The sequence below is a fragment of the Pseudomonas sp. LTGT-11-2Z genome (assembly GCF_003691445.1).
In the GTDB taxonomy this organism is placed as follows: Bacteria; Pseudomonadota; Gammaproteobacteria; order Pseudomonadales; family Pseudomonadaceae; genus Aquipseudomonas; species Aquipseudomonas monteilii.
This window is the reverse complement of the sequence record NZ_CP033104.1, coordinates 600,275-613,140: the sequence shown is the minus strand read 5'-3', so window position 1 is coordinate 613,140 and position 12,866 is coordinate 600,275. Positions and strand designations below refer to the sequence as shown.

The 12,866-nt window shown below is 64.0% G+C and carries 13 protein-coding genes; all 13 read left to right on the top strand.

Features of this window, described 5'->3' with window-relative positions; all coding sequences use genetic code 11:
• Positions 1-25: 25 nt before the first annotated feature.
• Positions 26-931, top strand: a complete 906-nt coding sequence (locus D8767_RS02815) for an energy transducer TonB (protein ID WP_016712416.1) — start codon at positions 26-28, stop codon at positions 929-931.
• 138 nt (positions 932-1,069) lie between these two features.
• The gene (locus D8767_RS02810) at positions 1,070-1,639 is read left to right on the top strand and encodes a YqgE/AlgH family protein (protein ID WP_016712417.1); all 570 of its coding nucleotides are present in this window, start codon (positions 1,070-1,072) and stop codon (positions 1,637-1,639) included.
• Positions 1,639-2,064, top strand: coding sequence for a Holliday junction resolvase RuvX (ruvX, locus tag D8767_RS02805; protein ID WP_012312410.1), 426 nt, complete (start codon positions 1,639-1,641; stop codon positions 2,062-2,064). The genes D8767_RS02810 and ruvX overlap by 1 nt, the downstream gene beginning before the upstream one ends.
• Before the next feature lie 49 nt (positions 2,065-2,113).
• Complete coding sequence (gene pyrR / locus D8767_RS02800; protein ID WP_016712418.1) at positions 2,114-2,632, top strand: bifunctional pyr operon transcriptional regulator/uracil phosphoribosyltransferase PyrR; 519 nt, start codon at positions 2,114-2,116, stop codon at positions 2,630-2,632.
• 12 nt (positions 2,633-2,644) lie between these two features.
• Positions 2,645-3,649, top strand: coding sequence for an aspartate carbamoyltransferase catalytic subunit (locus tag D8767_RS02795; RefSeq protein WP_011536054.1), 1,005 nt, complete (start codon positions 2,645-2,647; stop codon positions 3,647-3,649).
• Positions 3,646-4,917 (top strand): dihydroorotase, encoded by a 1,272-nt coding sequence (locus D8767_RS02790; RefSeq protein WP_016712419.1) that lies wholly within the window; start codon positions 3,646-3,648, stop codon positions 4,915-4,917. Before D8767_RS02795 ends, D8767_RS02790 begins: the two co-directional genes overlap by 4 nt.
• Before the next feature lie 212 nt (positions 4,918-5,129).
• Positions 5,130-5,660 (top strand): ATP-dependent protease subunit HslV, encoded by a 531-nt coding sequence (gene hslV / locus D8767_RS02785; protein WP_003249309.1) that lies wholly within the window; start codon positions 5,130-5,132, stop codon positions 5,658-5,660.
• Positions 5,661-5,736: 76 nt separating this feature from the next.
• Positions 5,737-7,080 (top strand): ATP-dependent protease ATPase subunit HslU, encoded by a 1,344-nt coding sequence (gene hslU / locus D8767_RS02780; protein WP_016712420.1) that lies wholly within the window; start codon positions 5,737-5,739, stop codon positions 7,078-7,080.
• Positions 7,081-7,166: 86 nt separating this feature from the next.
• Positions 7,167-7,544, top strand: coding sequence for a gamma-butyrobetaine hydroxylase-like domain-containing protein (locus D8767_RS02775; protein ID WP_016712421.1), 378 nt, complete (start codon positions 7,167-7,169; stop codon positions 7,542-7,544).
• 268 nt (positions 7,545-7,812) lie between these two features.
• Positions 7,813-9,492, top strand: coding sequence for a class II poly(R)-hydroxyalkanoic acid synthase (phaC, locus tag D8767_RS02770; RefSeq protein WP_121757852.1), 1,680 nt, complete (start codon positions 7,813-7,815; stop codon positions 9,490-9,492).
• A 62-nt stretch (positions 9,493-9,554) separates the two neighbouring features.
• Complete coding sequence (gene phaZ, locus D8767_RS02765) at positions 9,555-10,406, top strand: poly(3-hydroxyalkanoate) depolymerase (protein ID WP_016712423.1); 852 nt, start codon at positions 9,555-9,557, stop codon at positions 10,404-10,406.
• 42 nt (positions 10,407-10,448) lie between these two features.
• Positions 10,449-12,131, top strand: a complete 1,683-nt coding sequence (gene phaC, locus D8767_RS02760; RefSeq protein WP_025752348.1) for a class II poly(R)-hydroxyalkanoic acid synthase — start codon at positions 10,449-10,451, stop codon at positions 12,129-12,131.
• A 13-nt stretch (positions 12,132-12,144) separates the two neighbouring features.
• On the top strand, positions 12,145-12,759 hold the full coding sequence (locus tag D8767_RS02755; protein ID WP_016712425.1) for a TetR/AcrR family transcriptional regulator: 615 nt from the start codon (positions 12,145-12,147) through the stop codon (positions 12,757-12,759).
• The last annotated feature ends 107 nt before the right edge of the window (positions 12,760-12,866 follow it).

Below are 12,866 nucleotides of genomic sequence, written 5' to 3'. Positions count from 1 at the left end.
CCGCCCTGCGGTTGCTGGATACCTGATGACGCTGCCCGCTGACATCCCCGCCACCCTGCTGCCTCCCCGTGTTCGCCCGGTGGACCGGCTTGGCTTTACCCTGTTCCTGGCTGCCCTGGTGCACCTGGCGCTGATCCTTGGCGTCGGCTTCAGCGTGGTCAAGCCTGCCGAAATCCGCCACACCATGGACATCACCCTGGCCACCTTCAAGAGCGAGAAACCGCCCGAGAAGGCCGATTTCCAGGCCCAGGACAACCAGCAGGGCAGCGGCACCCTGGACAAGAAAGCGGTGCCTACAACCACTGAATTGGCGCCGTTCCAGGACAGCAAGATCAACAAGATCACCCCACCGCCTGCCGCCAAGCCCGAGGTGGTGCCGCCCCCTACCCCACAAAAGTCGGCGGTGGTGACCACGGCGCCCAAGCCGCAGAAGGTTGAGCCCAAACCCAAGGAAAGCAAGCCACAGCCCAAGCCGGCGGCGCCAGCGCCAGACTTCGACAGCTCGCAGCTGTCCAGCCAGATCGCCAGCCTGGAGGCGGAGCTGTCCAACGAACAGCAGATGTACGCCAAGCGGCCGAAGATTCACCGCCTGAATGCTGCATCGACCATGCGCGACAAGGGTGCCTGGTACAAGGAAGAGTGGCGCAAGAAGGTCGAGCGGGTGGGCAACCTGAACTACCCCGACGAAGCGCGCCGGCAACAGATTTACGGCAATTTGCGGATGATGGTGTCGATCAACCGCGATGGTTCGTTGTATGAGGTGCTGGTGCTGGAATCGTCCGGGCAGCCGGTGCTGGACCAGGCGGCACAACGTATTGTGCGACTGGCGGCGCCTTTTGCGCCGTTTACCGGGGATCTGGCCGAGTTTGACCGACTGGAGATTATTCGTACCTGGCGTTTTGCGCGTGGGGACCGTTTGTCCAGTAACTGATCTCGGGCCTCGGTATAGGGCTTGCTATATGCGGTGGCGCTCGATCTCACAGGCACCAAACCCCTCAAGACAGGCGCCAACCAAACGACACAAATCCGCACCTTGTCAGCCCCGCCACCTGGCGCCACACTATCCCTCATGAAAACCCTCGCCCCGAGCTACCTCAAGCATCAGTTCCTGATCGCCATGCCACACATGGCCGATCCGAACTTCGCCCAGACCCTCACCTACATCGTCGAGCACAACGAGCATGGCGCCATGGGCCTGGTGGTCAACCGGCCGCAGGAGCTGAGCCTGGCCGACATCCTCGAGCAGCTGCGCCCGGATGAAACACCACCGGCCAGCACCTTGCAGGTGCCGATCTACCAGGGTGGGCCGGTGCAGACCGACCGCGGCTTCGTGTTGCACAGCAGCGAGTGCAGCTTCCAGGCCACCGTGGCACTGGAAGGGCTGGCGCTGACCACGTCGCAGGACATCTTGCTGGCCATCGCTGCCGGGGTAGGCCCGAAACAAAGCCTGATCACCCTGGGTTATGCCGGCTGGGAAGCCGGACAGCTGGAAGCCGAACTGGCCGACAACGCCTGGCTAAACTGCCCGTTCGACCCGGAAATCATCTTTGGCCTGGCCAGCGACCTGCGCCTGGACGCGGCCGCCGCCAGCCTGGGGATCAACCTGAACCTGTTGACCAGCCAGGCGGGCCACGCCTGATGGCCGAACTACGCCTGCTGCTGGGCTTCGACTACGGCAGCAAACAGATCGGTGTGGCCGTTGGCCAGGTGGTCACCGGCCAGGCCCGCGAACTGTGCACCCTTAAGGCACAAAACGGCGTACCGGACTGGGCTCAGGTGGAAAAGCTCATCAATGAGTGGAAACCCGACGCCATCGTCGTCGGCCTGCCGCTGAACATGGACGGCACGCCTAGCGAAATGAGCGCCCGCGCCGAAAAGTTCGCCCGCCGCCTGAACGGCCGCTTCAACCTGCCCGTGCATACCCACGACGAGCGCCTGACCACCTTCGAGGCCAAGGGCGAGCGCATGGCCCGTGGCGGCCAGCGCGGCAGCTACCGCGACAACCCGGTCGATGCCATCGCCGCCGCCCTGTTGCTACAAGGCTGGCTGGAGGCCAATACCTGATCATCTTTGCCGCCGGACCCGCCCGGCGCACCCTTCCGAGGAGCCCGCAATGAGCCTACCCAATCCCGCCGAGCTGATCCGGCAGATGGCTGTCGACCTTCGCGCCCACCTGGCCCGCCGCAACATCAGCGAGCCACGTTACATCGGCATCCGCACCGGCGGTGTCTGGGTTGCCCAGGCCCTGCAGGAAGCCATGGGTGATACCAGCCCCATGGGCACCCTGGACGTTTCGTTCTACCGCGACGACTTCAGCCAGAACGGCCTGCACCCGCAAGTGCGCCCGTCCGAGCTGCCATTCGAAGTGGAAGGCCAGCACCTGGTGCTGGTAGATGACGTGCTGATGAGCGGTCGCACCGTACGCGCTGCACTCAACGAACTGTTCGATTATGGCCGCCCGGCCAGCGTCACCCTGGTCTGCCTGCTGGACCTGGATGCCGGCGAACTGCCGATCCGCCCGAATGTGCTGGGTGCCACCCTGTCGCTGGCCGCCCATGAACGGGTAAAATTGACCGGACCCGCACCGCTCGCCCTCGAGCGCCAGGACCTCGCCTCCGCTTCCGCCCTTTAAGAGTCCCCCGCGATGACGCCATTCGACGCCAAGCGCCCGCTGCAGCTCAATGATCAGGGCCAGCTGCGCCACTTCCTCTCGCTGGACGGTTTGCCCCGCGAACTGCTCACCGAAATCCTCGACACCGCCGACTCCTTCCTGGAAGTCGGTGCCCGGGCCGTGAAAAAAGTCCCGTTGCTGCGCGGCAAGACCGTGTGCAACGTGTTCTTCGAGAACTCCACCCGTACCCGCACCACTTTCGAGCTGGCGGCCCAGCGCCTGTCGGCCGACGTGATCAGCCTGAACGTGTCGACCTCCTCGACCAGCAAGGGCGAGACCCTGTTCGACACCCTGCGCAACCTCGAAGCCATGGCCGCCGACATGTTCGTCGTGCGCCACTCCGACTCCGGCGCCGCACACTTCATCGCTGAGCACGTGTGCCCAGATGTTGCCGTGATCAACGGCGGTGACGGCCGCCATGCGCACCCGACACAGGGCATGCTCGACATGCTCACCATCCGCCGCCACAAGGGCAGCTTCGAGAACCTGTCGGTGGCTATCGTCGGCGACATCCTGCACTCGCGCGTGGCCCGCTCCGACATGCTGGCGCTCAAGGCGCTAGGTTGTCCGGACATCCGTGTGATCGGCCCGAAAACCCTGATCCCGATCGGCATCGAGCAGTACGGCGTGAAGGTGTACACCGACCTCGCCGAAGGCCTGAAAGACGTCGATGTGGTGATCATGCTGCGCCTGCAGCGCGAGCGCATGGCCGGCGGCCTGCTGCCCAGCGAGGGCGAGTTCTACCGCCTGTTCGGCCTGACCACCGCACGCCTGGCCGGGGCCAAGCCCGACGCCATCGTCATGCACCCGGGCCCGATCAACCGGGGCGTGGAAATCGAGTCGGCGGTGGCCGACGGCAAGCACTCGGTGATCCTCAACCAGGTCACCTACGGCATCGCCGTGCGCATGGCCGTGCTGTCCATGGCCATGAGCGGGCAGAACGCGCAACGTCAATTCGACCAGGAGAACGCCCAGTGACCCTCAGTATTCTCGGCGCCCGGGTCATCGACCCCAAGACAGGCCTGGACAAGGTTACCGACCTGCACCTGGACGGCGGCCGCATTGCCGCCGTTGGCACCGCCCCGGCCGGCTTCAGCGCCAGCCGCACGATCCAGGCCGATGGCCTGGTTGCCGCGCCTGGCCTGGTCGACCTTGGCGTGTCCCTGCGCGAGCCGGGCTACAGCCGTAAAGGCAACATCGCCAGTGAAACCCGCGCGGCCGTGGCGGGTGGTGTCACCAGCCTGTGCTGCCCGCCGCAAACCAAGCCGGTACTGGACACCTCGGCCGTGGCCGAGCTGATCCTCGACCGCGCCCGCGAAGCCGCCAACAGCAAGGTCTACCCGATCGGCGCCCTGACCAAGGGCCTGGAAGGCGAACAACTGGCGGAGCTGGTAGCCCTGCGCGACACCGGTTGCGTGGCCTTCGGCAACGGCCTGAAGGAAATCCCCAACAACCGTACCCTGGCCCGTGCCCTGGAATACGCCGCCACCTTCGACCTGACCGTGGTGTTCCACTCCCAGGACCGCGACCTGGCCCAAGGCGGCTTGGCCCATGAAGGGGCCATGGCCAGCTTCCTCGGCCTGCCGGGCATCCCGGAAACCGCCGAAACCGTGGCCCTGGCGCGCAACCTGCTGCTGGTGGAACAGACCGGCGTGCGTGCGCACTTCACCCAGATCACCAGCGCCCGTGGCGCACGGTTGATCGCCCAGGCCCAGGCCCTAGGCCTGCCGGTAACCGCCGATGTGGCGCTGTACCAACTGATCCTCACCGATGAGTCGCTGCGCGAGTTTTCCAGCCTGTACCACGTGCAGCCGCCACTGCGCACCGCTGCTGACCGCGATGGCCTGCGGGAGGCGGTGAAGTCGGGCGTGATCCAGGCGATTTCCAGCCACCACCAGCCGCACGAACGCGACGCCAAGCTGGCCCCGTTCGGCGCCACCGAGCCGGGCATCAGCAGCGTTGAATTGCTGCTGCCACTGGCCATGACGCTGGTGCAGGACGGCCTGCTCGACCTGCCGACCCTGCTGGCCCGCCTGAGCAGCGGCCCGGCGGCTGCCCTGCGCCTGCCGGCTGGTGAGCTGAAGGTGGGTGGCGCGGCCGACCTGGTGCTGTTCGACCCGCAAGCCTCCACCGTTGCCGGCGAGCAATGGTTCTCGCGCGGCGAGAACTGCCCGTTCATCGGCCACTGCCTGCCGGGTGCAGTGCGTTATACCTTGGTCGATGGGCACGTTTGCCACGAGGCCTGAGTAACGCTTTTCGCGGGCACGCCCGCTCCCACAGGATCACCACTATCCCAAGGCACGTGGTGATCCTGTGGGGGCGGACGTGCCCGCGAATGCCCCAACGCTGTTCATCCTGCCAAGCGCGACCATTCATCCCCCACGGTTGAAATCCTTCCCCCCACCCCCATATGAGTCTGCATCAGGCACTTTCGCCCCGCTGCGTGGAGACTCTCCCCTTGACCACCATCGTTTCTGTCCGCCGTAACGGCAAAGTCGTCATGGGTGGCGACGGCCAGGTATCCCTCGGCAACACCGTGATGAAAGGCAACGCCAAGAAGGTGCGCCGCCTGTACCACGGCCAGGTCATTGCGGGCTTCGCCGGTGCCACCGCCGACGCCTTCACCCTGTTCGAACGCTTTGAAGGCCAGCTGGAAAAACACCAGGGCCACCTGGTACGTGCCGCCGTCGAGCTGGCCAAGGAATGGCGTACCGACCGTTCCCTGAGCCGCCTGGAAGCCATGCTGGCCGTGGCCAACAAGGACGCTTCCCTGATCATCACCGGCAACGGCGACGTGGTCGAACCCGAAGACGGCCTGATCGCCATGGGTTCCGGTGGCGCCTACGCCCAGGCCGCAGCCCGCGCCCTGCTGAACAAGACCGACCTCTCGGCCCGTGAAATCGCCGAAACCGCCCTGAACATCGCCGGTGACATCTGCGTGTTCACCAACCACAACCTGACCATCGAGGAGCAGGACCTGGCCGACTGAATCAGCTGTTCTGGCGCCCCTTCCCGGTGACGGGGCTTTTCCACGCTGATTCATCTGCCCAAGGACCGTATTGACCATGTCCATGACCCCCCGCGAGATCGTCCACGAACTCAACCGCCACATCATCGGCCAGGACGACGCCAAACGCGCCGTGGCCATTGCCCTGCGCAACCGCTGGCGCCGGATGCAGCTGCCTGCCGAGCTGCGTGCCGAAGTGACCCCGAAGAACATCCTGATGATCGGCCCTACCGGCGTCGGTAAAACCGAAATCGCCCGTCGCCTGGCCAAGCTGGCCAACGCGCCCTTCCTCAAGGTGGAAGCGACCAAGTTCACCGAAGTGGGCTACGTGGGCCGTGACGTCGAGTCGATCATCCGTGACCTGGCCGATGCCGCGCTGAAGATGCTGCGCGAGCAGGAGATCATCCGCGTGCGCCACCGCGCCGAAGATGCCGCCGAAGACCGCATCCTCGATGCCCTGCTGCCGCAGGCACGGGTGAGCAGCTTCGCCGAGGAAGCCGCACAGACCAGCACCGACTCCAACACCCGCCAGCTGTTCCGCAAGCGCCTGCGTGAAGGCCAGCTGGACGACAAGGAAATCGAAATCGAAGTGGCCGATGCCGTGGGCGTCGAAATTGCCGCGCCACCCGGCATGGAAGAAATGACCAACCAGCTGCAAAGCCTGTTTGCCAACATGGGCAAAGGCAAGCGCAAGGCGCGCAAGCTGAAGGTGAAAGAAGCGCTGAAGATGGTGCGCGATGAAGAAGCGAGCCGCCTGGTCAACGAGGAAGAGCTCAAGGCCAAGGCCCTGGAAGCGGTCGAGCAGCATGGCATCGTGTTCATCGACGAAATCGACAAGGTTGCCAAGCGCGGCAACGTGGGCGGCGCTGACGTGTCCCGTGAAGGCGTGCAGCGCGACCTGCTGCCGCTGATCGAAGGCTGCACCGTCAACACCAAGCTGGGCATGGTCAAGACCGACCACATTCTGTTCATTGCCTCGGGTGCATTCCACCTGAGCAAGCCAAGCGACCTGGTGCCCGAGCTGCAAGGCCGTCTGCCGATTCGCGTGGAACTGAAGGCACTGACCCCGGAAGACTTCGAACGCATCCTGCAAGAGCCGCATGCCTCGCTGACCGAGCAGTACCAGGCCCTGTTGAAAACCGAAGGCCTGAACATCGCGTTCCAGGCTGACGGCATCAAGCGCCTGGCCGAGATTGCCTACCAGGTGAACGAGAAGACCGAGAACATCGGTGCCCGCCGCCTGCACACCCTGCTTGAACGCCTGCTCGAAGAGGTGTCGTTCAGTGCTGGCGATCTGGCGAGCGCCCACGACGAAACGCCGATCCAGATCGACGCTGCGTATGTGAACAGCCACCTGGGTGAGCTGGCGCAGAACGAAGACCTGTCGCGTTACATCCTGTAAGTCCGCACGGGGCCGCTTTGCGGCCCCTTGCACATTCCTCCAAATCTCCAGAAGCTGTACTTCATCAGCTCCCGAGAGATTCCCCCATGGCCCGTCTACCTACCGCCATCAACCTGCACAAAGCCTCGAAAACCCTCACCCTCACCTACGCCCCCGGCGAGGCCTACAACCTGCCTGCCGAATTTCTGCGCGTGCATTCCCCCTCTGCCGAGGTCCAGGGCCACGGCAACCCCATCCTGCAATTTGGCAAGATCAACGTCGGCCTCGTCGGCCTGGAACCTGCCGGCCAATATGCACTGAAACTGACCTTCGACGACGGCCATGACAGCGGCCTGTTCACCTGGGAGTACCTCGAACAGCTGTGCCTGCGCCAGGAACAGTTGTGGGCCGAGTACCTCGACGAACTGCACAAGGCCGGGAAATCCCGCGACCCGGCCGAATCGGTGGTGAAACTCATGCTCTAGCGCAAGGGCTGCAGGGTTTAGAGCGCATTTTCTAAATTCATCTGTTTGAATGACTTGCAGACAGCCCAGTGAAGGGCTGTCTTGCGCATTACATGAAAGTCGGGTAACCAATGGGCATGGCAAGTTCCCTGCATCATTTTGCAGGCAGTCAGAACCCCCGCAGCACCGCTGTTCCTTATCACTGGTCACCCGAGTAGCAGTACCGGGCTCAGGGCTGTGCTCCTGCCACAGCAACCGGTACTCGTCTCAGGACAACGGAGCGTCGTAGATGAGTAACAAGAACAACGATGAGCTGCAGCGGCAGGCCTCGGACAATACCCTGGGGCTGAACCCGGTCATCGGCATTCGCCGCAAGGACCTGTTGAGCTCGGCACGTACCGTGCTGCGCCAGGCCGTGCGCCAACCGCTGCACAGCGCCAAGCATGTGGCCCACTTTGGCCTGGAGCTGAAGAACGTGCTGCTGGGTAAATCCAGCCTGGCCCCGGAAAGCGACGACCGTCGCTTCAATGACCCGGCCTGGAGCAACAACCCGCTGTACCGCCGCTACCTGCAAACCTACCTGGCCTGGCGCAAGGAGCTGCAGGACTGGATTGGCAGCAGCGACCTGTCACCGCAAGACATCAGCCGCGGCCAGTTCGTCATCAACCTGATGACCGAAGCCATGGCACCGACCAACACCCTGTCCAACCCGGCAGCGGTCAAACGCTTCTTCGAAACCGGAGGCAAGAGCCTGCTCGACGGCCTGTCCAACCTGGCCAAGGACATGGTCAACAACGGCGGCATGCCCAGCCAGGTGAACATGGACGCCTTCGAAGTGGGCAAGAACCTGGGCACCAGTGAAGGTGCCGTGGTGTACCGCAACGATGTACTGGAGCTGATCCAGTACAGCCCCATCACCGAACAGGTGCATGCCCGCCCGCTGCTGGTGGTACCACCGCAGATCAACAAGTTCTACGTGTTCGACCTGAGCCCGGAGAAGAGCCTGGCGCGCTACTGCCTGCGCTCGCAGCAGCAAACCTTCATCATCAGCTGGCGCAACCCGACCAAGGCCCAGCGCGAGTGGGGCCTGTCCACTTACATCGATGCGCTCAAGGAAGCGGTCGATGCCGTGCTGGCCATTACCGGCAGCAAGGACCTGAACATGCTCGGTGCCTGCTCCGGCGGCATCACCTGCACCGCACTGGTAGGCCACTATGCCGCCCTCGGTGAGAACAAGGTCAACGCCCTGACCCTGCTGGTCAGCGTGCTGGACACCACCATGGATACCCAGGTTGCACTGTTCGTCGACGAGCAGACCCTGGAGTCTGCCAAGCGCCACGCCTATCAGGCCGGCGTACTGGAAGGCAGCGACATGGCCAAGGTGTTCGCCTGGATGCGCCCCAACGACCTGATCTGGAACTACTGGGTCAACAACTACCTGCTCGGCAACGAGCCGCCCGTGTTCGACATCCTGTTCTGGAACAACGACACCACGCGCCTGCCGGCCGCCTTCCACGGCGACCTGATCGAAATGTTCAAGAGCAACCCGCTGACCCGCCCGGACGCCCTTGAAGTGTGCGGCACCCCGATCGACCTGAAGAAAGTGCAGTGCGACATCTTCAGCGTTGCCGGCACCGCCGACCACATCACCCCGTGGCAGTCGTGCTACCGCTCGGCGCACCTGTTCGGCGGCAAGATCGAGTTCGTGCTGTCCAACAGTGGCCATATCCAGAGCATCCTCAACCCGCCAGGCAACCCCAAGGCACGCTTCATGACCGGTGCCGATCGCCCGGGTGACCCGGTGGCCTGGCAGGAAAACGCCACCAAGCATGCCGACTCCTGGTGGCTGCACTGGCAAAGCTGGCTGAGCGAACGTGCCGGGGAGCTCAAAAAGGCGCCGACCCGCCTGGGCAACCGCGCCTATGCCGCTGGCGAAGCCTCACCGGGTACCTACGTTCACGAGCGTTGAGTGGCCTTGCCGTGGCCGCCAAGGCGCGCCACGGTGTTTTTTTTCACCGAAGAGTCGAACGCATGCCGGAACCCTACATCTTCAGGACCGTCGAACTGGACGACCAATCCATTCGCACTGCCGTCCGCCCGGGCAAGCCGCACCTGACACCGTTGCTGATTTTCAACGGCATCGGCGCCAACCTGGAGCTGGTGTTCCCGTTCATCGAAGCACTGGACCCGGACCTTGAGGTCATCGCCTTCGATGTGCCCGGGGTGGGCGGTTCGTCCACACCGCGTCATCCCTATCGCTTTCCGGGGCTGGCCAAGCTGACCGCGCGCATGCTCGATTACCTGAACTACGGCCAGGTCAGCGCCATCGGCGTGTCCTGGGGCGGCGCCTTGGCCCAGCAGTTCGCCCATGACTACCCGGAGCGCTGCAAGAAGCTGGTGCTGGCCGCCACTGCCGCCGGCTCAGTCATGGTGCCGGGCAAGCCCAAAGTGTTGTGGATGATGGCCAGCCCCAGGCGCTACGTGCAGCCCTCCCATGTCATCCGCATCGCGCCGATGATCTATGGCGGCGCTTTCCGTCGCGACCCGGACCTGGCCATGCACCATGCGTCCAAGGTCCGCTCTGGCGGCAAGATGGGTTACTACTGGCAACTGTTCGCTGGCCTGGGCTGGACCAGCATCCACTGGCTGCACAAGATCCACCAGCCGACCTTGGTGCTGGCCGGTGATGACGACCCGCTTATTCCGCTGATCAACATGCGCCTGCTGGCCTGGCGGATTCCCAACGCCCAGCTACACATAATCGACGATGGTCACCTGTTCCTGATTACCCGGGCCGAGGCCGTCGCACCGATCATCATGAAGTTTCTCCAGGAAGAACGTCAGCGCGCGGTCATGCACCCGCGCCCCGCCTCCGGCGGTTGATTGTCGCTGCCCGGAAAACGGGTAAGACGAGGGAGTGTTGCCATGACAGACAAACCGGCCAAAGGAACGAAAACGCTCCCCGCCACCAGCATGAACGTACAGAACGCCATACTCGGCCTGCGCGGGCGCGACCTGGTATCGACCCTGCGCAGGGTGGGTCGCCACGGCTTGACCAACCCGCTGCATACGGCGCGGCACCTGCTGGCACTCGGCGGCCAGCTGGGCCGCGTGATGCTGGGCGACTCGCCCTACCAGCCCAACCCCCGCGACGCCCGCTTCAGCGATCCGACCTGGAGCCAGAACCCGTTTTACCGCCGTGGCCTGCAGGCCTACCTGGCCTGGCAGAAGCAGACCCGCCAATGGATCGACGAAAGCCACCTGGACGACGATGACCGGGCCCGCGCGCACTTTCTGTTTGGCTTGATCAATGACGCCCTGGCGCCTAGCAACTCGCTGCTCAACCCGCTGGCGGTAAAGGAACTGCTCAATACCGGCGGGCAAAGCCTGGTGCGTGGCGTGGCCCACCTGCTCGACGACCTGCGCCATAACGACGGCCTGCCGCGCCAGGTGGACGAACGCGCTTTCGAGGTCGGTGGCAACGTCGCTGCTACGCCCGGCGCAGTGGTGTTTCGCAACGAGCTGCTGGAACTGATCCAGTACAAGCCGATGAGTGAAAAACAGCACGCCCGGCCCTTGCTGGTGGTGCCGCCGCAGATCAACAAGTTCTATATCTTCGACTTGCAGGCACACAACAGCTTCGTCCAGTACATGCTCAAGAACGGCCTGCAGGTGTTCATGGTCAGTTGGCGCAACCCCGACCCTCGTCACCGCGAGTGGGGGTTGTCCTCGTATGTGCAGGCCTTGGAAGAAGCGCTCAACGCCTGCCGCAGCATCAGTGGCAACCGCGACCCCAACCTGATGGGCGCCTGCGCCGGCGGGCTGACCATGGCCGCGCTGCAGGGGCATCTGCAGGCCAAGCGCCAACTGCGCAGGGTGCGTAGCGCCACGTACCTTGTCAGCCTGCTGGACAGCAAGTTCGACAGCCCGGCCAGCCTGTTCGCCGACGAGCAGACCGTCGAGGCCGCCAAGCGTCGCTCGTATCAACGGGGGGTGCTGGACGGCGGCGAGGTGGCCAGGATTTTCGCCTGGATGCGCCCCAACGACCTGATCTGGAATTACTGGGTCAACAACTACCTGCTGGGCAAGACGCCGCCAGCGTTCGACATCCTTTACTGGAACGCCGACAACACACGCCTGCCGGCAGCCCTGCACGGCGACTTGCTGGACTTCTTCAAGCACAACCCGCTGACCCACCCCGCAGGCCTTGAAGTGTGCGGCACGCCCATCGACCTCAAGCAGGTCGATCTGGACAGTTTCACCGTAGCCGGCAGCAACGATCACATCACCCCGTGGGATGCCGTGTATCGCTCGGCCTTGCTGCTCGGTGGTGACCGGCGCTTCGTGCTGGCCAATAGCGGGCACATCCAGAGCATCATCAACCCGCCGGGCAACCCCAAGGCTTACTACCTGGAAAACCCCAAGCTTACGGGCGACCCGCGCGCCTGGTTCTATGAAGCCAAACGCAGCGACGGCAGCTGGTGGCCGTTGTGGCTGGAATGGATCACGCCACGTTCCGGCCCGCTCAAGGCGCCCCGTACCGAACTGGGCAACAGCACGTATCCACCGCTCGGCCCGGCGCCAGGCACCTATGTCCTGACCCGATGAGCCTGACGACTGGATGAAGACCCGCGACCGTATCCTCGAATGCGCCCTGCAGCTGTTCAACCAGCAGGGCGAACCGAACGTTTCCACCTTGGAGATTGCCAACGAACTGGGCATCAGCCCCGGCAACCTGTATTACCACTTCCACGGCAAGGAGCCCTTGGTGCTGGGCCTGTTCGAGCGCTTTGAGGAAGCGCTGATGCCCCTGCTCGACCCGCCGCTGGAGGTGCGCCTGGATGCCGAGGATTACTGGCTGTTCCTGCACCTGATCGTCGAGCACATGGCCCAGTACCGCTTCCTGTTCCAGGACCTGTCCAACCTGACCGGGCGCCTGCCCAAGCTGGCGCGCGGCATGCGCAGCCTGATCAACGCGCTCAAGCGTACGCTGGCGGCGTTGCTGGCCAGCCTCAAGGGCCAGGGGCTGGTGGAGAGTGAGACCCAGGCGCTGGGACAGTTGGTGGAGCAGATCACCCTGACGCTGATGTTCTCGCTGGATTACCAACGAGTACTGGGGCGCGAGGGGGATGTGGGGATTGTGGTGTATCAGGTCATGATGCTGGTTGCGCCGCATTTACAGGCACAGGCGCGAGCGGCAGCGGAGCAGTTGGCGGTGCGGTATCTGGAGGGGTAACAATGATGCCAGCCAACTGAGTCCTCCAGTTTGACTGGGGCTGCTTTACAGCCCTTCGCGGGCTCGCCCGCTCCCACAGGGATCGCACAAACCAAGGGTTCTGCGAT